Source organism: Leeuwenhoekiella sp. ZYFB001, from assembly GCF_011784865.1.
GTDB lineage: Bacteria > Bacteroidota > Bacteroidia > Flavobacteriales > Flavobacteriaceae > Leeuwenhoekiella > Leeuwenhoekiella palythoae.
This window is the reverse complement of sequence record NZ_CP050460.1, coordinates 785,455-811,281: the sequence shown is the minus strand read 5'-3', so window position 1 is coordinate 811,281 and position 25,827 is coordinate 785,455. Positions and strand designations below refer to the sequence as shown.

Here is a 25,827-nt window from a genome sequence, read left to right as displayed (position 1 = left end):
TAATCACTACCATTGTATAGGCACTAGACCTTGCTGCTGCAAAAGTGCATTTGTTTTGCTGAAATGCTGATTCCCGAACCAATACCCGCGGTTTGCACTTAAGGGTGATGGGTGACCGCTAGTTAAAATATGATGTTTTTGCTTGTTTACTTTTGCAGCCTTTTTCTTTGCAAAACCTCCCCAAAGTAAAAACACCACATTTTCTTTTTGTTCTGAGATCAATTCAATTACTCGGTCTGTAAACTGCTCCCAGCCTTTGCCTTGATGAGATCCCGCCTGATGCGCACGCACGGTAAGCGTAGCATTAAGCAGCAAAACACCTTGCTCAGCCCAACGCTCCAGATTTCCGTTTGCAGGAGCACTTATGCTTAGATCTGTCTCAAGTTCCTTATAAATATTGATCAATGACGGCGGTGGCGCAACTCCATTGGGCACCGAAAAACAAAGTCCGTGCGCCTGGCCCGGACCGTGATAGGGATCTTGACCTATGATGACCACTTTAAGATCATCAAAACTACACAGATCAAAAGCTTTAAAAATATCTTTCCCTTTGGGATAACACGTATGCTGTGTATACTCAGTTTTTACAAAGTCTACCAAATCCTTAAAATACGGTTTATCAAATTCTTCAGCTAAAAGTGCTTTCCAGCTTGGGTGTATGTCAACGTTCATGAAAATCTTAAATTTGCAGTAAAAGTCGGTAAAGGAGCTTTAGAACCAAAGCAGAATACTCATTAAATACAAGAGGACTGTTTAAAGACTAGTGAACATCGTGTTCTACACACTCTTTTCCATTTTTAATTTGTTAAAAAGCTAATTAAGCTCTTAAGCCTTGACGGCAGACTATGATAAAGATCCATCCTAAAACCCTTTCAGATTTAGAATTCCACACGGTTTGTGCGCAATTGAGTGCGCTTTGTATCACCGATATGGGCAAAGTAAAAGCCTTAAAACTGGCACCTCAGCGCAATTATAGAAAGACTCTATTTGTTCTTGATCAAACCCAGGAATACATTAATGCTGATACGCACGAAACGCCTATTCCTAATCACGGTTTTGATGCGCTTGATCACGAACTCAAGATGCTGGGGATAGAAGATACGGTGCTTGAGGTGGGTAGTTTTAGAAAAATAGGTAGCCTTTCAGAAACGGTAAATACACACTTAAGATACTTTAGAAAATTTCAGGAAACATTTCCGGTACTGCATCAAACCGTTCGCGATACTGAATATACCACTGCCTTGACCGATGAGATCAATACTATCGTTGATCGCTATGGCGAAATTAAAGATGATGCCTCACCGGTACTTTTACAAACCAGAAGGGCCATCAATGAGGTAAAGGGTAAAATCAACAGCAGCTTTGCTTCGGCGCTATCGCGCTACGCCTCTTATGGTTATTTAGATGAAATACGCGAGTCAATTGTAGATAATGTACGCGTTCTGGCGGTTTCTGCAATGCATAGACGCAAAGTAAAGGGTTCAATCCTCGGGAATTCAAAAACCGGAAGCATTGTTTACATTCAGCCGGAAGCAACCCAGTCACATCAGCGCGAACTCAACAATTTGCTGTATGATGAGCAGGAAGAGGTTAAACGCATTTTAAAAGCACTCACAGATTTTGTGCGGCCTTTTAGTCCGTTATTAAAAGAGTATCAAAAGCTGCTAAGCACTATAGACGTCATTGCAGCAAAAGCAAAGTACGCCAAGAAGCTTGACGCGGTGCTGCCAAAAATTACTAAAGATCGCGAACTAGAGATCAAAGAGGCCTATCACCCACTCTTGCTTTTAAACAACAGAAAACGCGGGGAGAAAACCTATCCGCAGGACATCAAACTGGATGCAGACAATCGTATCATTGTCATCAGCGGCCCCAATGCCGGCGGAAAGAGTATTACTCTAAAAACCGTGGGCTTGCTTCAAGTGATGCTGCAAAGCGGACTCTTGATTCCTGTACACGAATACTCTCGTTTTTGCCTTTTTGACAAAATTCTTACGGATATTGGTGACAATCAAAGTATAGAGAATCACTTGAGTACCTATAGTTACCGTCTGAAAAATATGAACTATTTTCTGCGGAAATGTGACGACAAGACCTTATTCCTGATCGATGAATTTGGTACCGGTAGTGATCCTGAATTGGGTGGTGCTTTAGCCGAAACCTTTCTCGAAGTATTTTACGAGCGCAACAGCTATGGAATTATCACAACCCATTATGCCAATTTAAAAATGATGGCAAACGAGACCGAAGCGATCACCAACGCCAATATGCTTTTTGACTCGCGCACGCTTGAGCCGCTTTATAAATTATATGTAGGTGAGGCCGGAAGCTCGTTTACTTTTGAAGTGGCACAGAAAAATGGAATCCCCTATTCGCTGATTAACCGCTCTAAAAAGAAAGTAGAACGGGGTAAAATACGCTTTGATAAAAGTATAGCCAACTTGCAAAAAGAACGCAGTAAGCTAGCCAAAACCACTACTTCTTTAAAAACTAAAGAGCAAGAAGCGGCAAAACAACAGCAAGAGCTGAATAAAACCAATGCGCGTATTCAGGAGAAGTTAGAAAGCTATCAAGAGCTTTACGACAGTAACCAGCGTTTGATCTATTTGGGTCAAAAACTAGATGATCTGAGCGAGAAGTTTTTCAGCAATAAGAATAAAAAATTACTTCTAGACGAACTCTACAAAGTGGTTCAGATTGAGAATTCAAAACGGCAAAGGCAGAATGCAAAACAAAAACGCGCTCAGAAGGCTAAGGAGCGTCGCATTCAGCAAGAAGCAGAAAAGAAGGTTCAAGTAATCCGTCAAAAGAAGAAGGAGGAAAAACAGAAAGAAATTCAGATTGAAAAAGCAAAACCTAAAGTAAGCTTGCAAGTTGGCGATCAAGTACGCCTGCCAGACGGAAGAGCTGTAGGCAGTATCGACAAAATTGAAAAAGGCAAAGCAACTGTAGATTATGGTATGTTTACCACCCAAGTGGACGTTGACACGCTTGAATTTGTAAAAAGACCTAAAGCTAAATAATGAATCGCGGGCTAGCTAAATCATTACTATTTCTAGGAGCCTTATTACTGGTTCTCAATATACTTTTTACTACTAGCTTTAGAGATATTGGATTTATTTTACGTGTTGCCGCTAACCTATTGTTGATCTTGGCTATGATTCAAGTGCTTTATTTTAATAAACAACGGTAGCTATGAAAGGTAAAATCATTCTGTTTGACGGCGTTTGTAATTTATGTAACAGCGCTATCAATTTTATAATCAAGCACGATCCTAAAGGTATTTTCAAATTTGCTTCGCTACAAGGGGAAACCGGCAAAAAGCTGCTTGCTCAACACAATATAGATCCGCAAGAGACTGATTCTATTGTATTAATCGATAACGATCAGGTTTCTGTGAAGTCTTCGGCGGCCTTGCGCATTGCAAAAAATCTCAATCAGGGTTATCCATTACTTTTTGGTTTTATGATCATCCCAACCTTTATTAGAAATGGCGTGTATGATTTTATTGCTGCAAACCGCTACAAGTGGTTTGGCAAAAAAGAAAGTTGTATGCTTCCTACTCCAGAGTTGCGCTCTCGCTTTCTAGATTAAATAATTGCTATGAATAATACTATTGGCGTTTAGCTTAAACTTTTCGCTTATATTTAAACTACTTTGATTTAGGTCAATTCAATTTAAAAACCTGCTCACAACGAGATCAATCACTAAGCCATCGCACTTGATGATCGTTTAATATATCGTTTTATGAAAATATACTACGCGTTTGCCATTGTAGCCTTGCTCTGCTCAAATCTTCTTAGCGCTTCAGAAAAACCACTGATCGCTCAAAACTCTAAAATTGAAAAAGTCACTGTGTTTTTGCAAGGCGCAACTATTGAACGTAGTGCTTCGGTACAATTGAGAACAGGTGTTAACGAACTCGTTTTTGACAATCTATCCCCAGATATTATTGAAAACAGTATTCAGCTGAGAGGCCTTAAAGACGCTAGTATTTTGTCTATTGCTTTTAATCTGGATTACCTGGATAAAAAAAATGTTTCCGCAGAATATGAATCACTAGAAACGAGATTAGACGAACTTCTTTTTGAAAGAAATGCTATTCAAAGCACGATTGAAGGTTACGAGCGTGAGCTTAAATTGCTTTCAGAAAATCAGCGCATCAATAGCGATAAAACCGATTTATCCTTAGAAAAAATCAAACAAATAAGCACCTATTATCGGCAACGCAGCACCGAAATTCAGAATACGATTTACAAACAAAAAAGAGCGTTGCAAGATTTGGAACGCGATATTAATGATCATCGCCAGCAAATGAATAATCTTGAAGATTCTCGTAAAGAAATGCGCGGCGAGATCACCGTAAAACTTCAAGCAGAAAGCGCTTCTTATCTAAATATGGAACTCTCTTATAATATTGAGAATGCAGGCTGGTTTCCATTTTATGATATTCGCGCCAACAATACGGCAGATCCCATTGAACTCAATTATAAAGCTAGTGTTTACCAGCAAAGCGGCATAGATTGGGACGACGTGAATCTCGTGTTGTCTACAGGTGACCCGAATACTAATAACCTAAAACCCGACTTGCAACCTAAATACCTCAATTTCGTTAATAGAAATTACAAGCGCTCAAGCGCGGTAAGCCGAAATAATTTTAAACACAATCCTACAGTAAGAAGTGTTTCTGGTATTGTTACCGACGATTCAGGTGCGCCGCTTCCGGGAGTTAATATTGCTCAAACCGGTTCAACTAATGGCACAACTAGTGATTTTAATGGTAAGTATCGAATTGCCATCAACAATTCTGGAGGTAATGAATTAAGGTATTCTTATGTGGGATTTGAAACCCAATCGATCCCGGTTTATGCATCGATGATGAATGTGCGATTAGAAGCTAACCAGGAAGCTTTAGAGGAAGTTGTTGTAGTTGGCTATGAGACGACAGATGTATCAAGAGCTTTGGCAGGTAAAGCTGCTGGAGTTGCAATTCAACCTGCTTCCTATAATGAAAATGTTCAGGCCAAGGAAGAAAGTTTAACAAACACCCGTTTTGAAATCAAAAAGCGCTATACGATCGTTTCTAATTCAGACATCACGACTATAGAGATTGATGCGTTCAACCTTCCCGCAAACTATCAACATTACGCGGCACCAGAGCTCAATGAGAATGTGTTTTTAACCGCAACCGTGACTGATTGGGAGCGCTATGATCTGCTGCAAGGCGAAGCCAATATTTATTTTGAAGGAAGCTACGCAGGCAAAACCGCTATCAGTCCGTTGGCTACAACAGACAGTCTTGAAATCTCTCTTGGCATCGATCCTAACATTATTATCAAACGCGAGAAAAAAGATAATTTTAAAAGCAAATCTTTATTAGGCGGCACTCGTGTGGTTACAAATGCTTATGAAATTTCGGTGCGTAATTCTAAAAGCTCAACGATTAACTTGCTCCTAGAAGATCGCATACCTGTTTCTCAAAATAAGGAGATTAAAATCTCTGACCAAGAAACTGCTGATGCTGATTATGATGAACAAACAGGAATTCTTAAATGGAAAATAGAATTGGCTCCTAAAGCTTCAGCAACTAAAAATTTCTCGTACGAAGTGCGCTATCCTAAAGACCGCTATATAAACTTATAATTATGACGCAACCCCGACTACTTATTTTTGATGTTAATGAAACGCTTCTAGATCTAAAACCCTTAGCACGCCGAATAAATGCTGTATTAAGCGATGAGCATGCTTTTGAGCTTTGGTTTAGCACGCTGTTACACTATTCTTTAGTGGAAACGGTAAGTGGAAAACATCAAGATTTTAGTAAGATCGCCAAAGCCACGTTTAAAATGACTGCGGCCAAATACAAAAAAGTGCTGGCGGAAGAAGAAATTGACAGTATTCTGGGTTTGATTACACAGCTTCCGGCACATAGCGATGTTGCTAAAGCTTTAGCCAAGCTGAAAAATAAATACACTTTAGTGGCCTTAACTAACGGAAATAGTCAAGTTGCAAAAGAACAATTAAATTTTGCCGAAATAGCACCATTGTTTGATCGCATTTTTAGCGTAGATGAAGCCGAAGCTTTTAAACCGAATGCAAAACCTTATCAATACGTGCTCAGCGAGATGCAAGTTGATCCCGAAAATGCTATGTTGGTCGCAGCCCATGGTTGGGATATCACCGGTGCACAACGCGCCGGACTTCAAACCAGCTTTATTGCTCGTGATGGAAAATTCAAATACCCCCTTGCAGAACAGCCCACTTACGATTGTAAGGATTTAAATGAGTTAGTTGAACGTTTGACCTGAGTTGATAGCATCTATGGTGTCTGGAGCTAAAGTCCAAGTAAAATCAGTATATTGATTACCCGCTCCTGTAAGCTGCATGGATAAACCAATAGTTACTGCAGGTTCTTCAGAAATTGGCAATAGTATAGAAGTCATTCCTGCTGCAGGCCCCTCTGTTGCGATCACTTCATCCTCATAACTTAAAAATTGAATTACATTACCTGAAGGGTCAACTAGTGCCAGAGCATCAGGACCATTCTGTAGACTGGTAAAGTCTATATTTTTAACCCCTATTCCCGAAGAAATTTCTACAATAATTCCTAATATATTTTCAGTTGAAATAATCGTTCCTCCAGATCCATTATAATGGTAAATACTATATCCTGTTAAATCTATCCCAGCAGAACCAGCAATTTCAACACGTTCTTCAACATCACCTCCTAAATTATCATAATGAATCTCATTAATCCAAAGGTTTACATCATTATCCACTACAGTAAGATCAAAAGCAGAGTTAGCACCAATTGTTGGTGCGCCTGAGCCGCCACTCGCATTGGTTATCGAAAATAAGATCTGCTCATTACCCTCAACTTCTGTGTCATCTACCAACGTGAAGACTTCGGTAGCGTTAAAGACCTGAGTATCCGGTGGAATCGTAATTACTTGAGCGGTAGTTTCGACCAAATCATCATACGATGATGCCGCAACAGTTAGTGTGAGTCCGTTAGTTGCTGAAGGATTAGTGATGTTAAACTCTAAGTCAATTGCTGCATCACTTTCGCTTTGCGAAGTTTCCGTTATCGTAAAAGATACTTCAGTGGGCTGGACAGAGTTTTGAAGTAGATAAATATTTTCCCAAAAGGTTCCGTTGTAAACCTGCAATCCATAAATAGAAGCATCAGGGTCGTTCACAAAAACCATCAACCCGGTATCTGCATCTGTAGGATTGATCAAATCTCGTTGTGCCACGGTAACTCGTGGAGGCATCAACCCTTTAAAACTTCCATCTGAAGCTTCACTGTTAATTTCTAGCATAGAAGATTCGCTAGGACTTGTAGTACCAATCCCTACTTGCGCATAAAGGCAGTAATTTCCGAAAAGTAAAAAGAGTAAAAATGTTTTCATACTTACACATTTAAAATTAAATGGTAAGTCAAGCTGCTGATAGGGGACAGCTTACAGTAGATTGGGTTAATCTAAATTAGAAAAAATCTACACCAAAACAAATTATAATCTGAGAATCAATGCATTACTATTTTTCATCAATATCAAAAGCAGCATCAGGCTCTTTGTTAGGATTGTAATTGAACATCCCTTCACCTTTAGCGATCACCGAAGAAACCGTAGCATCACCAGTAACGTTTACAACTGTTCTACACATATCAAGAATACGGTCTACCGGGAAAATAATACCAATCCACGCCGGATTTAAACCTACAGACTCCAATACAATTATAAGCATCACTAAGCCCGCGCTAGGTACTGCTGCTGACCCAATAGACGCTAAAGTAGCAGTTAATACGATAGTCAGTTGTTGGCCAATGGTAAGGTCAATCATATGCAACTGCGCAAGAAAAACCACGGCCACCGCCTGATACAAGCAGGTACCGTCCATATTTACTGTGGCACCAATGGGCAATACAAAACTGGTCACCTTTTTATCGACACCTAGATTGTCTTCAACACATTCCATAGTTACGGGAAGTGTCGCTGCACTACTCGAGGTTGAAAACGCCAAGGTTTGTGCAGGTCCCATCGCTCTGAAAAAACCGAAATACGAAACTTTTCTCACAAATATTTTAAAGATCAGTGGGTAGATCACAAAGATCATAAGCCCTAGTCCTCCAAAAACAGTGAGCGAATACCAACTCAGGCCTTTAAAGATCTCTACCACTTTACCAATGTCGTTACCGGCCATTTGGCTGACCACACCGGCAAGCAAGGCAAATACGAAAAATGGCGCAGCTTGCATAGTAAAGTCGACCATTTTTAAGAAGACTTCCATAATACCATCAACTGCTTTAGTGACCGGTGCTACTTTTTTCTGATCTATAAAGAGCATACTGATCCCAAAAAATAGACCGAAAAAAATGACCTGAAGCATCAAGCCATTATCTGCCAGCGAACTGAAAAAATTATCTGGTACAATATCAACTAACGGCTGCAATGGTCCGGCATCTTTGGTAGCATCTGCGGCCTGCATTTTATCATTCATCGAAGCGTCTTTCAGATCGCTTTTAGTAAGGTCTGAAATCTCCCGCGCGCGATCCATAAATTCAGGATCTTGTAAGTAATTGATACCGTCTTTGATTACATAGCCTTCTTCGGCAGCCCAAATCTCATAACTGATACGGTTGTCAATTCGGCTTTGCTCATCAACTAGTTTACCAGGGCCAATAAGATTTACGAGAAATAACCCCATCCCAACCGCTAGCACGGTTGTTACCAGATAGGCGAGCAAGGTCTTCCCTCCCATTCTACCCAAACTTGCGGGATCACCTAGATTAGCAACACCACTTATTATCGAAAAAAGCACTAGCGGAACCGCAATGAGTTTCAGAAGATTGATAAAGATCTTTCCAAAAGGAGCGATCCAATCTATGGTAAACTGACTCCATCCTAATTGGCTAGAAATTAAGGCCCAAATTATACCGAGAACGAGACCAATAATTATCTTCCAATGTAGTGCGATTTTCTTCATAAATAAGTGCATTGTTACTTTGAGCTGAAAGATAAACAAAATCCCTATCTAGTGTAAGCTTCCGCGCGCTTTTGATGCGGAATTGTTAGTAAATCTTTGATTTTGTCGAAAAATAAATAAGAAGATTTTAAGTTCACCCTCTAGTGGTAAACGCACAAGGTAAACGCTCGAAACCTATTTCAATTTTGAGGGAGTATAACCCTTTGACCGCGTCAAAAAAAAAGCTCCAGTGATTAACTGAAGCTTTTGCATATAACATAATAAAGGCTAAATCTTTGAGCCTTTATTTAATAGCATATAATCTGCCAGAACCAATGCTGCCATTGCTTCAACAATAGGCACTGCACGAGGTACAACACACGGATCGTGGCGCCCCTTTCCTTGCATTTCGGTGGCGTTTCCTTCTTTATCAATCGTGGGCTGATTTTGCATAATGGTCGCAACCGGTTTAAACGCTACTCGGAAATAAATATCCATCCCATTACTGATTCCGCCTTGAATACCACCGCTCAGATTGGTCTTCGTGCTTCCATCTGCATTAAAAAGATCGTTGTGCTCACTACCCAGCATAGAAGCCCCGTGAAAACCGCTTCCGTATTCAAAACCCTTGACAGCGTTGATTGAAAGCATTGCTTTGCCCAGCTCAGCGTGCAGTTTGTCAAAAACCGGTTCGCCGAGACCAACAGGCACATTTTGAATCACGCACATCACGGTCCCGCCAATGGTATCTCCTGCTTTACGTATTTCTTTGATCTTATCGATCATTTTTTCTGCGAAAGCCTCATCAGGACAACGCACGATATTCGATTCGATCTTATCAAAATCCAGTTCCTGATACGGCGTGGACATATGAATTTCTCCTACCGAATCAACAAACGCATTGATCTTGATGTCTTTTAAAAATTGCTTAGCGATCGCTCCTGCCGCTACTCTGCTCGCAGTTTCCCGCGCTGAAGATCTTCCGCCGCCGCGATAATCACGTACGCCATATTTTTGATCATAAGTATAATCGGCGTGCGAAGGACGATAGGTATCTTTAATATGGCTGTAATCGTGTGACTTTTGATTGGTATTCACAATATTAAATCCAATAGGAGTTCCCGTAGTTTTCCCTTCAAAAATCCCTGAAAAGAAATTCACCGAATCCGGCTCTTTACGCTGGGTTACAATTTTAGATTGTCCCGGTTTGCGGCGTTCCATATCGCGATAAACCAGATCCAGATCGATCTCAATCCCTGCCGGACACCCATCTATGATACCACCAATAGCTTCCCCGTGAGATTCTCCATAAGTGGTAAGTGTAAATAATTTTCCAAAAGTATTCCCTGCCATAACGTAATGTTGTGTGGCGAAAATAATGTGTTTTTGGCTAAAAGCCTTGCTTAGAATGCGCTAATTGAAACGAAAAATCTTAAAAGACTAAAATTATTTAATGATCACATAAAGCTATCGTAACACCTATGCATGTAATTTGTTAAAAATCATATTCTTTGAAACGAAAAGTTGAACTCGTTATTCTTTCTGATGTGCATCTGGGTACTTACGGCGCGCACGCAAAAGAACTGGTAAGTTATCTGCAAAGTATAAAACCTAAAACGCTGGTTTTAAACGGAGACATCATCGATATCTGGCAATTTAGAAAACGGTATTTCCCAAAATCGCATTTACAAGTGATCAAAAAGATCATTTCGTTGGCTGCCAAGGGAACCAAAGTCTATTACATCACAGGAAATCACGACGAGAAACTGCGGAAATTCAGTCCGGTGGAATTCGGAAATATTTCCATTCTTGACAAGCTGGTTTTGAATTTAGATGGAAAAAAAGCGTGGATTTTTCATGGCGATGTGTTTGACGCTTCGATACAGCACACCAAGTGGATCGCGAAACTGGGCGGTTGGGGCTATGATTTTCTTATCATTCTCAACAGCTTTATCAATTGGTGTCTGGTAAGCTTAGGAAGACCGAAATATTCGCTATCTAAAAAGATCAAAAACAGCGTCAAAAAAGCCGTAAGCTTTATAACCGATTTTGAAGAAACCGCTGCCGAGCTCGCTATCGAGAACCAATTTGACTATGTGATCTGCGGACACATTCACCAACCGCAAATGCGCAAGGTTCAAACGCCACAAGGTGATTGCCTGTATCTTAACAGCGGGGATTGGATCGAAAATCTAACCGCATTGGAATATGACAAAGGGATCTGGTCTTTAATGGAATATGAAAAGCAAAACCTACCTGAAACACAAGAGGATGAATCGGTTAATACCGAGATCGATCCTGTTGCGCTATTGGCTTCGATTAAGATGTTTAATTAATCTTCAAATCTGGAATAAACTACTTTTTCAACGCAGTTTTCCAAAGGACCGCAAATAGGGTATATAGTAAATTTTTTGTCTTTAATCAAAATGGTCGACTCTTGGGTTTCGATTCTTCCTTCTAATTTTAGATTTCCAAGATCATCCACATATTGCTTTGGTTGTCCGGTATAAATATTAGCTTGAGTAGAAATTAGTGTATCAAATTCAATTAAGAAATCACCCTGCTCAAGATAACTATAACCGAGAGTATCGGTTCTATCTGAATTAAGATAAATATTTAAGATTTCGTAAGTTCCGTCTGTCCTATATGTATGTGTACTTCTAAAAATTTCGCCTTCTTTGGATACCTCCATAAACCACCTCCCTAATAGATTTTCTTCACTAGAAATTAAAGTATCATCGATATTATCACAAGCACTAAAGGTGAGAAGTAGAGCCACGAGAAAGAATAGATATTTCATTTTTTTTGTTTAAAAGGTTCACTTTGAAGATACAAAATGATTAAAATGGTTGCGTCCATTAATCTAAAATCTTCAGCTTTGCAAAACGCAGTAAGAGCTTTTTGATGCCGCCGGTTTGAAATTGAATTTCTGCTTTTTGATCCTGTCCTGCTCCTTCTAGATTCAACACCTGCCCACGACCAAAACGGCTGTGCTCTACGTGCATCCCTTTCTGAAGTTTTCCGTTGAGTTCATCAGTTTGTGGCGCCGAAGCAGCTTGAGGACGAAGCTTTCTTAATTTTCGCAACTGCTCTTCAGAAGGTTTACCCATCGTAGGCGGGGTCCCGCTTACCGGTTTTTTTAGCCGTAATTTACTCTTATCAGGTTCGCCAAAAATATCGCTATCAATCATCGGTTTGTAGCGATAGGTATCCATCGGTGTTTGTATATCTAAATATTGCTCATCGATCTCTTCAATAAAACGGCTGGGTTCTGCATCTATAAGTTTTCCCCATCGATATCTCGATTCGGTATAGGTGAGATAGGCTTGTTTTTCTGCACGCGTCAACGCCACATAAAACAGGCGGCGCTCTTCTTCGAGTTCGCTACGCGTGTTCATACTCATTCCGCTAGGGAACAGGTCTTCTTCCATTCCAACGATATACACGTATGGGAATTCTAGTCCTTTTGCCAAGTGAATAGTCATAAGCGAAACACGGTCAACATCATCAACCTCCTTATCCATATCTGTTGCCAAAGCAACATCTTCTAAGAATTCGGTTAAGCTTCCGGTGGCATCAGCGATTTCCTTTTGTCCTTCCACAAAATCGCGCATCCCGTTGAGTAATTCTTCAATATTTTCAATTCGTGCGATCCCTTCCGGCGTACCGTCTTTTTTGAGTTCTTGTAATAATCCGGTTTTACGCGCTACGGTTTCTGCAACTGCAAAAGCATCTTGATTTTCGCTCATAATTTTAAAGCTGTGAATCATATTCACAAAATTATAGAGCTTGTTTTTTGTACTGTTATTGATATTGATATCCAGATGCTGAATATTTTCCATCACTTCAAAAATGGAGCGGTTGTATTGTTTAGAAGCGATCGTCAGACGATCAAGAGTGGTCGCTCCAATTCCTCGAGCGGGATAATTGATAATTCTTTTAAGCGCTTCTTCGTCATTAGGATTAACCAAAATACGCAGATACGCCAGCACATCTTTAATTTCTTTGCGTTGATAAAACGATAAACCACCAAAAATACGATAGGGAATTTCGCGCTTACGTAAGGCGTCTTCCATAGCACGCGATTGTGCATTGGTTCTGTACAAAATCGCAAAATCGCTGTGTTTAAGCTGCTGGTTCATCTTGGTCTCAAAGATGTTGCTCGCTACGTAACGCCCTTCTTCCCCATCTGTTAATGAGCGATGCACAACGATTTTGGGTCCACTATCATTTGCGGTCCAAACGACTTTATCCAGTTTAGTCTGGTTGTGCTCAATAACTGAGTTTGCCGCCTCTACGATGTTTTTTGTAGAACGATAATTTTGCTCCAGGCGATAGACTTTTACATCGTCATAATCCCGCTGAAAGTTGAGAATGTTATTAATATTCGCTCCGCGGAAAGCATAAATACTCTGTGAATCATCTCCTACCACACAGATGTTTTGATAACGATCTGCAAGCGCTTTTACGATAAGATATTGGGAGTGGTTCGTATCTTGGTACTCATCAACCAGAATGTATTGAAAACGCTTTTGATACTTTGCTAAAACTTCAGGAAAACGCGCCAACAATTCATTGGTACGCAGCAATAAATCATCAAAATCCATGGCTCCAGCTTTAAAACAGCGATCCACATATTCTTTATAAATCTCACCCAAGCGTGGCTTTTTTGCCATCGCATCGGCTTCCATCAGTTCAGGATTTTGAAAATAAGCCTTGACCGTGATCAAACTGTTTTTGAAAGAAGAAATACGGCTATGCACTTGCTTGTACTTGTAGATATCTTTATCCAGTCCCATTTCTTTGATGATCGCAGAAATAAGACGCTGCGAATCCTGAGAATCATAAATGGTAAAATTGGGCGGAAATCCAAGGTGATGCCCTTCAATACGCAGAATTTTTGCAAAAACCGAGTGAAAGGTTCCCATCCACAGGTTTTTTGCCTCGCTATTCCCTACAATAGTTCCGATACGGGTTTTCATCTCACGCGCCGCTTTGTTTGTAAACGTGAGCGATAAAATATTAAACGCATCCACCCCTTGCTGCATCAAGTGTGCAATACGCATCGTAAGTACTCTGGTTTTCCCCGAACCTGCACCGGCAATCACCATCATCGCACCTTCTTTCTGTAAAACCGGTGCGCGTTGTGCTTCATTTAATCCTGCTAAAAGTGCCTCCAAAACAATTCAATTTTTTTAAAATAATGGGACTTAAAAGAGAGCGTGCACCTCCAAACGAGCGTGCAAGAATCTCAATATCTGCCAAAGGGCGAAAATTAAGGAAACTTATTTTTTTAGCAGAATTCCAACCGTGTTAGTTATCAAGAATTTTTCAGCAGTATTTGTTTCCTAAAGAGGTTTGAAAAGAATATCAGTTCATTAAAAAAAAACTTCTAGAATCGACGCAACCTTTTTAAAATAAAGCATCTACAAAGTAACAATCAATCAAAAAACGACAGCATGAAAACTAATTACCTTTTTCTTTTCATCTTCTGCTCCTTACTTTTTATATCCTGTACCGAAGATGGAGCACTTTCTGAATCTGAAGACAGTTTTACCGAAGATGGTCTAGCCTCTTCTGAGCCTGGCGGAGAATCCTCCGGAGTGGGTGATGGTTCGCAAGACAACTCTGGTATCGTAACCGCCGGAGAGTGGAATGACCTCGCCAACTGGAGTTTCTGGCAAAATCTACTCAACCAAGAAGAAGCCGATGCTTTTACTTCTGATTGGCAATTTAACACCGCAAACAGATTTTCTTTTAAGATAACTGATGAGAGTAATCTTCCTGCTGTTGATATTCCTATCAGTGTAAGACAAGGCAACAACATCATTTGGGAGGCGCGAACTGATAACCAGGGAACCGCAGAATTATGGATCGATCTTAAAAATAACACGCAGAAAACAGCTGATGCTTCGACGTACAGCTTTTACATAAACAATACTCCTATAACTGCTTCGGTACACGCTTTTGCTCAGGGTGTAAATACCATTAAACTGAACGCAAGTGTGCCGGTGCAATCTAAAGTTGACCTGGCTTTTATTGTGGATGCAACAGGCTCTATGGGTGATGAGATGGACTTTCTAAAAGATGATCTTAAACAGGTTATTCAAAATGTAAAAAGCAGCGATGGTAACTTACAAATTTCGACAGGCACGGTTTTTTATCGGGATACCGGCGATGCTTATGTGGTTAAAGAGTCCGCATTTACCACAAATCTCGAAAGCACGCTAAGTTTTATAAGCGACCAAGAAGCCGAAGGTGGTGGCGATTTTCCAGAAGCTGTACATACCGCTTTAAAAACGGGAGTTGAGCAATTGCAATGGTCTACCTCAGCCAAAAGTAGAATCGCATTTCTGCTGCTCGATGCGCCACCGCATAACGAATCTCAGATCAAAGACGATTTGCATACTTCCATTCAAAAAGCTGCAAAAAAAGGAATAAAGATCATTCCTATTGTTGCCAGTGGCATCAATAAAGAAACCGAATTCCTGATGCGAAATTTTAGCATTACGACTAACGGGACTTATGTATTTATTACAAATGACAGCGGCGTGGGTAACGACCATCTAGAACCTACTGTTGGGGAATATGAAGTAGAATATTTAAAAGATTTGATGGTACGTTTGATCACTAAATACACCGAGTAAACTACAGGGTGGCGAACCTGAGAAAATAACACCTCTGGTGACGCCCATAAAAATAGATGTTGGAGAGGAAAAGGACGTGATTTTCGTTAGATCGAGAACACGTCCTTTTTATTTTAAATCCATTCAAAGTGAAAAGATGCGCGCTGTAAATTATCAATATAGTATCATTTCACCAGAAAATTCACATAACCACAATTCGTAGCCTATTCGTTTTAGCTTCCCGAGCTTTTCAATATATTTATTCTTTGTTAAGATTTTTTTATGAAACTAAAACGTTTTGTTTTTGGGCTGTTCTTCCTACTGATTTCTCTTTACGCTGAAGCTCAGAAAAAGATTGAAGGACCACTCATTCACGGATATGGCGAGACATTTGCTGTTCCGCAACCCGACTTGGCTGTTGATACAGAGGCTGACTATAAAGTTGTTTTTGATATTGCAAATGCGCCGGAAGATCCCGCAAAGCTCAATCCATATTTCAACACTGTGGCGCGCTTTTTAAATATGCACGCCCACGCCGGTATAGAAAAATCAAAACTTCAGCCGGTACTTGTAGTCCACGGAAGCGCTGCTTTTGGTCTGCTAAAAAATAAATTCTACAAAGAACAATTTGGCGTTGACAATCCCAATCTTGAATTACTTAATACATTACACAAACTAAAGATCCCGGTAATATTATGTGGTCAAACCGCCGGTGCGCGCGATATTTCAGTTGAAAAGCGCTGGGGAAAAACGCAGCTTGCGCTTTCGGCTATGACCGCATTGATACAGTATCAAAATATGGATTACGCTTTAATTTCCTTCTAAATTCTATCTTATGAAACAACTAAACACACTGTTTTTCTTCGCTTTAGGGTTGAGTGCTTTTGCTCAATCTGCAAATCCCGACTTGATCGCAGCATCTGAAGCGGTTGAGCCTAAAGTGATCAACTGGCGTCACGATATTCACGAACATCCTGAATTGAGCAACCGTGAATTTGAAACTGCCGCTAAGGTTGCCAAACATTTAGAGTCTTTAGGTATTGAGGTTCAAACTGAAGTAGCTAAAACCGGAGTTGTAGGTATTTTGAAAGGCGACCATCCGGGAAAAGTGGTTGCTCTTCGCGCAGATATGGACGCACTTCCGGTTACCGAACGTAACGATTTGCCCTTTAAAAGTGAAGTAACCACAACTTTTATGGGTGCTGAAACCGGTGTGATGCACGCCTGTGGTCACGACACACACGTTGCGATCCTTATGGGTACTGCCGAAGTTTTAGCTCAAAATAAAGACAAAATTCACGGGACCGTAAAGTTTATTTTTCAGCCGGCTGAAGAAGGAGCGCCTCCGGGAGAAGAAGGCGGTGCTGCGCTGATGATCAAAGAAGGCGTTTTAAAAAGTCCGGATGTGGATGCCATTTTTGGATTGCACATCAACAGCGCGACTCCGGTAGGAACCATTGCGTACAAACCCGGTGGGACGATGGCTGCTGTTGAGCGTTTTGTGGTCAATATCAAAGGAAAACAAACGCACGGCTCGCAACCTTGGGGCGGTGTTGATCCTATTTACATTGCCTCAAAGATCGTTGATGGTTTTCAGTCGATCATCAGTAGAGAATCTAATTTGCTTGTAGAACCCGCCGTGATCACCGTTGGAAAAATTACTGCCGGTGTACGTTTTAATATCATTCCTGAAAGTGCAGAACTTATAGGTACGGTACGCACGCTTGATCCTGATATGCGCGAGTTGATCATTAGACGTATGACCGAAATGAGCGAAGGATTAGCAAAAGCCTACGGCGGAAGCGCAACTATTGAATTTCAAAGCAATACCGCCATCACCTATAACGACCTTGAACTCACTGAACAAATGCTACCTACCCTTCAAGGAGTGGCAGGAACAGAAAATGTAAAACTGGTTAAAGCCACAACTGGTGGGGAAGACTTCAGTTATTTTCAAGAAGAAGTACCGGGATTCTTCTTTTTCTTAGGCGGAATGACTCCGGGAAATACCGAAGCATATCCACATCATACGCCAGATTTCCAGATCGACGATGACGGAATGCTATTAGGTGTAAAAACCATGTCACAGTTGGTCATTGATTATCTAAGCGCTCAATAACTTTAGATGAATACACATAGTTTTTCGGTTATGGAGCAATCACCACCTTAGAGCGCACCTAACGATCTTATAACTCTTTGGCGGTGCTAATAAAAACCTTTTAAAGTGCTTCAACATATAAAAGTTGAAGCACTTTTTTTTAGATACAAGTAAACAATCTCAAGACACACTTGAAGAATTCGTTGAAAACCAATTTTTAATTTCAAATCAAACCTTAGAGGTTTAATCCTTTTGGTGGTTGCAGTAACCTAAATTAGTTTTAAAATTTCAATCTATATCACGTTAAACCCTTTGGAAATAGTAAGTTTGAAACCTGAATTTTGATACCCGATATGAACGATTTTTTTACTTTTTTAGCGCTGATTCCGTGGTGGGCTTGGATACTCATCGTCTTAGTGATCATAGGCATTCGCGATGTTTTTTTTAATAAAAAACACATTATAACGCACAACTTCCCAATTGTAGGCCATATACGCTATATGCTAGAAAGTATAGGTCCGGAATTGCGACAGTATATTGTGGCCAATAACCGCGAAGAACTTCCATTTAACCGTATTGAACGCGGCTGGATCTATGCTTCGGCAAAAAACCAAAACAATTATGAAGGTTTTGGTACCGACCAAAACATTTATGAAGCCAACTATATTTTTATCAACAATGCGATGATGGGCTTTAAAGTTCCTCCGGAACATCCCAATGCTAAGAATCCGTATTTTCTGCCGTGTGCTAAAGTGATGGGAGCCTATAACAAGCGGCGCAAGCCTTATCGCCCAGCTTCGGCGATCAATGTTTCTGCAATGAGTTTTGGTTCACTTTCCGCCAGAGCTATCGAGTCGCTTAATCGCGGGTGTAAACTAGCACATGCGTATCATAACTGCGGTGAGGGAGGTCTTTCTCCATATCACAAAAAAGGTGCTGATATCGTTTATCAAATAGGAACAGGATACTTTGGCGTTCGTGATGAGCACGGAAATTTTTCCATGGAAAAAATGGTCGCTCTTGTTGAAGCTAACCCTGAGATCAAAGCTATTGAAGTAAAACTTTCGCAAGGCGCAAAACCCGGAAAAGGAGGCGTGCTTCCTGCCTCAAAGATCACACAGGAAATTTCTGAAATACGCCACGTGCCTATGGGCAAAGACGTGATCTCACCTGCGACTCACACGGCTTTTGATGGTGTTGAAGGCTTAATCGAATTTGTAGAACAAATTGCCGAAGCGACCGGTCTTCCTGTTGGAATTAAAGCTGCGATAGGAAAACTTCAAGATTGGGAAAAGCTGGCTCAGCTGATGGTAAAAACCAATAAAGGTCCAGATTTTATTCAGGTTGACGGTGGCGAGGGCGGTACCGGTGCGGCTCCTCCAAGTTTTGCCGATCACGTTTCGCTTCCGTGGGTGTATGCGTTTAGTGACCTGTATAAGATCTTTAAAAAACACCATCTTACAGATCGTATTGTTTTTATAGGAAGTGGAAAATTAGGACTTCCGGCAAAAGGTGCTATGGCTTTTGCGATGGGTGCTGATGTGATCAATGTGGCTCGTGAAGCTATGCTTTCTATAGGTTGTATTCAGGCAAAAGCATGTCACAACAATACCTGCCCTAGTGGCGTTGCTACACAAAATAAGTGGTTGCAATCAGGAATCAATATCGAAGATAAAGCAGTACGGACTAACTTCTACTTTAAAAACTTTAGAAAAGAATTGCTTGAGATCACGCACGCTTGTGGTTATGAACACCCGTGCCAGTTGACAACTGAAGATGTTGACTTAACTTTAGGCGATAAAAACTTGAGTCAGACGCTGGCGGCTTGTTTTACCTACCATAAAGTTGAAGTCCCTTTTGAAGGTATGTCTTCTTTATTAAACTGCCAGTATTTAGGCGGGCATTACGATAGAGAAACCGTGAAATCTGAAAAAAGTGGCCAAAAACAATTTGAAGACGTACGCTATTAATTATGAATGATATTTTAGACATTTTGATACCGGTGCTTCCGGCGGTGGTTGTAGGCATACTCGCCTATTACTTTTTTGATGGATTTTTAAAAAACGAAGAAAACAGAAGGCGCTTTATTTTGCATAAGGAGGCACAAACCGAAGCTTTACCCATAAGACTACAAGCTTATGAGCGGCTCACCTTATTTTTAGAGCGTATCTCACCTTTGCAATTACTCATCAGAGTAAAACCCACCGGCGAGGATAAAAAGGCGTATGTAGATTTGCTTGCAGCGACAATTGAGCAAGAATTTGAGCATAATCTAACGCAGCAGATTTATGTTTCTAACGAATGTTGGGCAGCGATTAAATCTGCTAAAAACACCTTGATCCAACAACTGAGAAAAACACTTGCTGATACGCAGTTGCAGAATGCTCAAGATATTCGGGAGTATATTTTAACAAATTTTGACGAGTCACAGAATCCTACTTCGCTTGCTTTAGATTATCTTAAGGCTGAAGTTCAAGAGTTGTTCGGTTAAAAAACTATGCTATGCGCTACCTTCTTTCCCTAATTACCATTGTTTTCTTGCTCGTGGGTTGTGATGAGCAAAAAAAAGAAAGCAGCTCTATCAATCCCATAAATTGGGAAAAACGTCGTGCTACTATAACTAATCAAGACAGCCTAAAACCTGCAAAAACCTATCTGGGCATTTATTCTGAGATTTATAGTACTTCAGAACACCTCACGCACGATTTAACGGTAACCGTGAGTTTAAGAAATACTAGCGAGACCGCGGCTGTATATTTAACTAAAGGTGCTTATTATGACACCACCGGAAAACTCATTCACACCTATTTTGATTTCCCTATTGTTTTAAAACCTTTGGAAACGGTAGAAATCATAATTGAAGAAGGCGATAAAACCGGAGGCACAGGAGGAAACTTTATTTTTAACTGGCTCGATGATACTATAGTTACTGATCCCCTTTTTGAAGGAATAATGATCTCAACCCGAGGAACTCAAGGCCTCTCCTTTACCACCGAAGGAAAACGCATAGAATAATGACTTCCGCTTAAATTAGCCTGCTAACAAACGCATCTCCAAAACTGATACCCTATGAATTTAACCATCGAAAATATTGTCTTCGTTGGCTCTGTTTTACTCCTAATAAGTATTATCGTTGGTAAAACCTCCTATAAATTTGGGGTGCCTACGCTGATCTTATTTTTAGGAATCGGGATGATCGCGGGCTCTGATGGAATTGGAGGCATTCAGTTTGACAATCCGCAAATAGCGCAGTTTATAGGTATTGTCTCCCTTAATTTCATTTTATTTTCGGGGGGATTAGACACGCAATGGTCTTCGGTGAAACCAATTTTACGGGAAGGCCTGGCATTATCTACAGCCGGCGTGCTATTAACAGCGGTATCCTTAGGCTGCTTTGTGTATTATGTTACAGATTTTACCATTTATGAGAGTATGCTCCTCGGCTCTATCGTATCATCTACTGATGCTGCTGCGGTATTTTCCATTTTGCGATCAAAAAGTCTAGCGCTAAAAACCAATTTGCGTCCAACGCTAGAACTCGAAAGCGGTAGTAATGACCCGATGGCGTATGTATTAACCATTGCATTTTTAACCTTAGTGATCAATCAAGATCAAGGTTTGATTTCTGTTATACCTATGCTTTTAAAGCAAATGGTCATTGGTGGAATTGCCGGGTTTCTTTTTGGGAAATTCAGTAAACTCATCATCAATAAGATCGAATTAGGTTTTGAAGGTCTTTATCCTGTTTTGGTAATCGCTTTAATGTTTATTACCTTTTCAGCAACTGAATTTATTGGGGGTAATGGTTTCCTCGCTATTTATATTTGTGCGGTTTATCTAGGCAACCAAGATTTAATTCATAAACAAACCATTTTAAAAATGTTTGATGGATTGGCTTGGTTGATGCAGATCGTATTGTTCCTGACATTAGGGCTCCTCGTCTTTCCTACGCAAGTGATTCCTTATATCGGGATTGGTCTAATGATCTCGCTATTCCTCATATTTGTCGCGCGACCTGTTGGAGTTTTTATCAGTCTAGCATTTTTTAAGATGAAAATGCGCCGCAGATTTTATATTTCCTGGGTGGGATTGCGCGGGGCTGTGCCCATTGTATTTGCGACGTATCCCCTTCTCGCCGGAATTGACAAGGCTAATATGATCTTTAATATTGTGTTTTTTATCTCACTGACTTCGGTGCTTATTCAAGGAACTACGCTTTCGGTGGTGGCAAAATGGCTTAAAGTAGGCTTGCCCGAAGAAAGCAAAGCACAGCGTAATATGAATCATCTTATTTCTGAAATTCCAAAAACAGCGATGCGGGAAATCAAGATCTCACCGCACTGTAAAGCGGCTGACACAAAGATCATTGACTTGGGATTTCCTAAAAATGCGATTATTGCTATGATTAAACGCAATGATAAATTCCTGACTCCAAAAGGCTCAACAGTGATCAATGCCGGCGATACGCTTGTAGTTTTGAGCGAAGATGAAGAAGGATTAGACGATGTAATTAAATGCGTTAATTAATTCAAAATAGAGATACGCACCACGCAACCTTTGTTTAGCTTCGGCATCTAAAAAGAAACGAAGCTTATGAAACTCTTCTGTACTTTATTACTCGCAGCGCTTTTATTTATTTCTGGTTGTGACGCTTCCTCAAAAGCAAGCGATGAAGAAAGCTGCACCGAAACTAATACTGCCTATGTTTCTGAAGTAACAGGGGATTCAGCAGTTGCGGCAGGCGACGAACTTGAGCTAAGCGTTTCGTTCCCGGTGAATAATGGCTGTGGTCAGTTTAATGCCTTTACAGAATCTGAAGATGGCAACGTAATTACAATTGAAGTAGAAGCTATTTATGAAACCTGCAGTATGTGTACGATGGATATCCCAACGCGTACAGCAACTTATACTTTTCAAGCGGAAACCGAAGGAAGCTATACTTTAAAATTCAAGTCTTCAGAAACAGAATTTATCACCAAAACGATTACTGTAAACTAGCGCTTTAAATAGAGAAGCTATTCTGTTTCGGGCAACTCACGAAGTTTATTCTCTTGAGCCTGTTTGGCCTTTACGGCTGCATAATCCCAACCTTGCTGCCACCAATTAGTCATCAGCTTTTTATTAAAGATCAAACTGTTTTCCGTTAGTTTTGACGGGGTGTAATACAGATTCAACGGTACGTCTTTGTTGATTGCAGCTAACTTTCCTACAATCACATCGTGGTATTCTACCTGATCCATCAAAAAGCCAAAAAGATTGACCATCAATGAAAAGGGATTGTTGCCCAAGACCTTGTTATACTCCATATTTTCTGACTCCAGAATAATCGCATCCACCTCGGTCGCTCCGCGGCGTATAGCCTCACGAATAGGCACTATACACCCAAAACCACCATCAGCATACTCAAAGCCATTCTTTTTCACCAAACTCATAAACGGAATGTAGTTACAGCTGATCCAGATCCACTCGCAAAAATCTTCGTAGTCCCAATTGCGAATTGATTTGTATTCTACCGTATTTTTGGTGAGATTTGAAACGGTCACGACCACATCTGCCGTCTGTTTTTTTATCTGTTCAAACTCGGCTTTAGAGAGGTTTTTCTTGATGTTTTTCAGCAGGTTTTTGCTCTCCCCAAACGTACGCTTCCGTCTGATGAATTGCCAGACCGTATTCCAATAGTTAATGGAGACATACTCCCGATCACCACGCTTTTTAATATTAAACGGATTGACATTAAAAATCGTGTTTTGATTAACCTGCGTGTATACTTCATACGCACGCTTGATATTGTTATTTGCAAGTTGAGAGATAAGCAAACTACCGGTTGAAGTGCCTAAGAACAAATCATATTTGTGTCCCTGCTCTTCAATCAAATGCTGAGCCACACCGCCGGCGTATGCGCCTTTACTTCCTCCTCCTGAAATAACTAATGCGCGCATCAGGTTAATTTTTCGGCTAAAAGTTGCTTTTCTTTTTCATCAGAAATATCAAGCTTTTTCAACTCTCTGCGATAATCTGCATTTTTCACTACCTCATCAAGAATTTGACGACAAGTTTGTGCAAAGCGCCAATTGTGATGAAAACAAGCTTCCACGAGATTTTTTAAACTTTTAGGTTCAAACAACTGCAACTGATACAGCTTAGTAAAAGCTTGCTCGCGGGTTTCAAAAGAGTATCTATTACCCGTATAGCGTGTTAATCGAAAAAAATGATCTCTAATGTAAGCTTCCTCATAATCTAGAGTTGAAATCGCCAAAGCCAACCACAAGATCTCCACATTGTGATTAGAAAACCCTTGAACACCCTTCATTTTATCTAAGTATTTATGTCGCTCTGATGGAAAGGACGTCCATAAGTTCATAAAAGCAAGCTCTCTCGTAATATAAGAATCGTCATTCAGTAAGCGCTCATAATTGGTTTTCATAGCAGCGGGAACCTTAGTCACCGTTTGCGCAATGGCTTGTCGTACCCAAGGATTATTAGTGTAGAATGCGCGCTCATAAATGCGACCGGCAGCAACTGGTGAAACATCAGCAAGTTGGTAAACAGCCTCAGGACCCGAGTATTTATCAGGCAATGCCAGCAGGTCAAAAAGTTTCTGTGATTTTTGCCCATAAGAAAGCTTGCGTAGATCTACCGTGCGCTTATAGCGCTGAATCACCGGGAAATCTTGTAAGGTCGCGATCGCTTCCTCATATCTAAAGTCGGCTGCTTGTAACCAGTTTTGTTCAAATTCTTGCAAATCCTGAACGCTTGCAGCACGTGCTTCCGCTAGAAAATCTTCGGTTTCTACATTGCTGAATTTATGCGCATTAAGGTAATTTTTCACAGCAGTTTTAAATGCCTCGTCTCCTATTTGTTTGCGCAACATATGCAGTGCCCAAGCACCCTTCTCGTAAAACGTAAGCGAACTCGCTTTAGGGTTGAGCAGGCTTTCGCCGTTTCCTTTATCAGTCATTGCTTTTAGTTGCATTGCAGACTGAAACAGTTTCCATGCATATACTTCATCTCCTAAAACTTCAGCTTCGGCTAACAACGCGTAATAGGTTGCAAAACCTTCTTGCAGCCAGTGATGCGTTTCTGAAGTTTCGGTCACATAATCTCCAAACCATTGATGCGCGAGTTCGTGCGCATTTACATTCACATAATTACGATCTGTAAAACCGCTGCGATCTACCATATAGGCATCACTAAAAATGGTTGCGGTAGTATTTTCCATTCCTGCATATAGGAAGTCCTTTACAGGTACTTGCTTATACACCGGCCACGGATAAGGAACTCCAATTTCTTCCTCTAAAAAATCAAAAATATCATCAGAATATTTATAGGTGGTCATCACTTTAAGTGAATCTTCAGGGTAATAATACAAATCAATAGGCACGCCAGAATCAGATCTACGGCTTTGCTTGCGGTAATCGCCTAGAACAACTGCTACCAGATAGCTAGACATAGGCTCTGACATTTCATAATGCCAGATGAATTTATCTTCAACTTCTTCTTTTTCCTTTAAAACACCATTAGCAATCACCTCTTGCCCTGGATACGCTACAATAGAAAGATCAAACTCGATCTTATCGTTCATATCGTCAATACTCGGCAACCAATTAGAAGTATATTTCCCCTGACCTTGTGTCCAGATTTGCTGAAAACCGCCATTATTCACGAAGTATAGCGCCTTATTAGGTTGTGCCGTATAATTAAGCATCAAATTATAGGTTTTACCCTTCTCAAAACTTTGGGTGAAAATGATGCGACCTTCATCTGTATGTGTTGGGACGATCTTACCATTAAGAAGTGCCTCATATTTTGCGATGTTTTTAGCATCCAGATAAACAAAATCTGCATTGGCTTTCATGGTAAATTTAATCTCCATTCTACCGGTAACACTAGACTTGGCAAAGTCAAAATCAAGCAGTGCATATATGCGTTCAAAGTCAACCGTTTCGGTTTGTTGGGCGTACGTGGTGCTTATCAAAAATGATGCGATAAGCGAAAAAATCAATCTCATAAAATCAATCTAATGAATAGGCTGCCAAATTAAGGATTTGAATTCAAACCTGCTTGTTTTAAGTGTACCGAATACGAGAATAAAATAATTGGGTTTTATATCTTCGTTTATCAAGATCATTCTAGGCT

Annotated in this window: 21 protein-coding genes; 13 read left to right on the top strand and 8 right to left on the bottom strand. The window is 40.5% G+C overall.

The window, feature by feature from the left end; all coding sequences use genetic code 11:
* Positions 1-6: 6 nt before the first annotated feature.
* A complete protein-coding gene (locus tag HCN54_RS03405) occupies positions 7-672 on the bottom strand; it encodes a uracil-DNA glycosylase (protein ID WP_167596538.1) in 666 nt (221 codons plus the stop codon).
* A 173-nt stretch (positions 673-845) separates the two neighbouring features.
* Here HCN54_RS03405 and HCN54_RS03400 point away from each other — a divergent pair, with 173 nt between their 5' ends.
* The 4 genes from HCN54_RS03400 (at position 846) to HCN54_RS03385 (ending at position 6,308) form a co-directional block, all read left to right on the top strand.
* Positions 846-3,023 carry an endonuclease MutS2 gene (locus tag HCN54_RS03400; RefSeq protein WP_167596537.1) on the top strand — a complete coding sequence of 726 codons (2,178 nt, stop codon included), beginning with the start codon at positions 846-848 and terminating at the stop codon, positions 3,021-3,023.
* Between the two features lie 172 nt (positions 3,024-3,195).
* Entirely contained in the window at positions 3,196-3,594 is a 399-nt protein-coding gene (locus HCN54_RS03395; RefSeq protein WP_167596536.1) for a thiol-disulfide oxidoreductase DCC family protein, read from the top strand.
* 153 nt (positions 3,595-3,747) lie between these two features.
* Positions 3,748-5,643 carry a mucoidy inhibitor MuiA family protein gene (locus HCN54_RS03390; protein ID WP_167596535.1) on the top strand — a complete coding sequence of 632 codons (1,896 nt, stop codon included), beginning with the start codon at positions 3,748-3,750 and terminating at the stop codon, positions 5,641-5,643.
* Between the two features lie 2 nt (positions 5,644-5,645).
* Entirely contained in the window at positions 5,646-6,308 is a 663-nt protein-coding gene (locus HCN54_RS03385) for a haloacid dehalogenase type II (protein ID WP_240924941.1), read from the top strand.
* Here HCN54_RS03385 and HCN54_RS03380 read toward each other — a convergent pair.
* The 3 genes from HCN54_RS03380 to aroC all read right to left on the bottom strand — a co-directional run bounded on the left by HCN54_RS03380 (position 6,288) and on the right by aroC (position 10,320).
* Positions 6,288-7,412 carry a lamin tail domain-containing protein gene (locus tag HCN54_RS03380; RefSeq protein ID WP_167596534.1) on the bottom strand — a complete coding sequence of 375 codons (1,125 nt, stop codon included), beginning with the start codon at positions 7,410-7,412 and terminating at the stop codon, positions 6,288-6,290. The genes HCN54_RS03385 and HCN54_RS03380 overlap by 21 nt on opposite strands.
* 127 nt (positions 7,413-7,539) lie before the next feature.
* Entirely contained in the window at positions 7,540-8,988 is a 1,449-nt protein-coding gene (locus tag HCN54_RS03375) for a dicarboxylate/amino acid:cation symporter (protein WP_167596533.1), read from the bottom strand.
* Positions 8,989-9,255: 267 nt separating this feature from the next.
* Positions 9,256-10,320 carry a chorismate synthase gene (aroC, locus tag HCN54_RS03370; RefSeq protein ID WP_167596532.1) on the bottom strand — a complete coding sequence of 355 codons (1,065 nt, stop codon included), beginning with the start codon at positions 10,318-10,320 and terminating at the stop codon, positions 9,256-9,258.
* A gap of 158 nt (positions 10,321-10,478) precedes the next feature.
* Between aroC and HCN54_RS03365 the strand changes: the two genes are divergently transcribed.
* Positions 10,479-11,303, top strand: a complete 825-nt coding sequence (locus HCN54_RS03365; RefSeq protein WP_167596531.1) for a UDP-2,3-diacylglucosamine diphosphatase — start codon at positions 10,479-10,481, stop codon at positions 11,301-11,303.
* Here HCN54_RS03365 and HCN54_RS03360 read toward each other — a convergent pair.
* The gene (locus HCN54_RS03360) at positions 11,300-11,767 is read right to left on the bottom strand and encodes a hypothetical protein (RefSeq protein WP_167596530.1); all 468 of its coding nucleotides are present in this window, start codon (positions 11,765-11,767) and stop codon (positions 11,300-11,302) included. The genes HCN54_RS03365 and HCN54_RS03360 overlap by 4 nt on opposite strands.
* Positions 11,768-11,825: 58 nt before the next feature.
* Positions 11,826-14,147 carry an ATP-dependent helicase gene (locus tag HCN54_RS03355; RefSeq protein WP_167596529.1) on the bottom strand — a complete coding sequence of 774 codons (2,322 nt, stop codon included), beginning with the start codon at positions 14,145-14,147 and terminating at the stop codon, positions 11,826-11,828.
* 279 nt (positions 14,148-14,426) lie between these two features.
* Here HCN54_RS03355 and HCN54_RS03350 point away from each other — a divergent pair, with 279 nt between their 5' ends.
* The 8 genes from HCN54_RS03350 to HCN54_RS03315 all read left to right on the top strand — a co-directional run bounded on the left by HCN54_RS03350 (position 14,427) and on the right by HCN54_RS03315 (position 22,689).
* Positions 14,427-15,614, top strand: a complete 1,188-nt coding sequence (locus HCN54_RS03350; protein WP_167596528.1) for a vWA domain-containing protein — start codon at positions 14,427-14,429, stop codon at positions 15,612-15,614.
* 261 nt (positions 15,615-15,875) lie between these two features.
* On the top strand, positions 15,876-16,418 hold the full coding sequence (locus HCN54_RS03345) for a DsrE family protein (RefSeq protein ID WP_167596527.1): 543 nt from the start codon (positions 15,876-15,878) through the stop codon (positions 16,416-16,418).
* A 10-nt stretch (positions 16,419-16,428) separates the two neighbouring features.
* On the top strand, positions 16,429-17,712 hold the full coding sequence (locus tag HCN54_RS03340; protein ID WP_167596526.1) for an amidohydrolase: 1,284 nt from the start codon (positions 16,429-16,431) through the stop codon (positions 17,710-17,712).
* 332 nt (positions 17,713-18,044) lie between these two features.
* Positions 18,045-19,661 (top strand): FMN-binding glutamate synthase family protein, encoded by a 1,617-nt coding sequence (locus tag HCN54_RS03335; RefSeq protein ID WP_167596525.1) that lies wholly within the window; start codon positions 18,045-18,047, stop codon positions 19,659-19,661.
* 2 nt (positions 19,662-19,663) lie between these two features.
* Positions 19,664-20,182, top strand: a complete 519-nt coding sequence (locus HCN54_RS03330; RefSeq protein WP_167596524.1) for a hypothetical protein — start codon at positions 19,664-19,666, stop codon at positions 20,180-20,182.
* Positions 20,183-20,193: 11 nt separating this feature from the next.
* Positions 20,194-20,706 carry a DUF3124 domain-containing protein gene (locus HCN54_RS03325; RefSeq protein ID WP_167596523.1) on the top strand — a complete coding sequence of 171 codons (513 nt, stop codon included), beginning with the start codon at positions 20,194-20,196 and terminating at the stop codon, positions 20,704-20,706.
* 54 nt (positions 20,707-20,760) lie between these two features.
* Entirely contained in the window at positions 20,761-22,218 is a 1,458-nt protein-coding gene (locus HCN54_RS03320) for a potassium/proton antiporter (RefSeq protein ID WP_167596522.1), read from the top strand.
* 66 nt (positions 22,219-22,284) lie between these two features.
* Positions 22,285-22,689 carry a hypothetical protein gene (locus tag HCN54_RS03315; protein ID WP_167596521.1) on the top strand — a complete coding sequence of 135 codons (405 nt, stop codon included), beginning with the start codon at positions 22,285-22,287 and terminating at the stop codon, positions 22,687-22,689.
* A gap of 17 nt (positions 22,690-22,706) precedes the next feature.
* On the opposite strand, the gene HCN54_RS03310 is transcribed toward HCN54_RS03315, so the two are convergent.
* Both HCN54_RS03310 and HCN54_RS03305 read right to left on the bottom strand, forming a co-directional pair.
* Positions 22,707-23,630: a patatin family protein gene (locus HCN54_RS03310; RefSeq protein ID WP_167596520.1), complete on the bottom strand. Its 924-nt coding sequence runs from the start codon at positions 23,628-23,630 to the stop codon at positions 22,707-22,709.
* On the bottom strand, positions 23,630-25,699 hold the full coding sequence (locus HCN54_RS03305; RefSeq protein ID WP_167596519.1) for a M1 family metallopeptidase: 2,070 nt from the start codon (positions 25,697-25,699) through the stop codon (positions 23,630-23,632). Before HCN54_RS03305 ends, HCN54_RS03310 begins: the two co-directional genes overlap by 1 nt.
* Positions 25,700-25,827 lie beyond the last annotated feature (128 nt).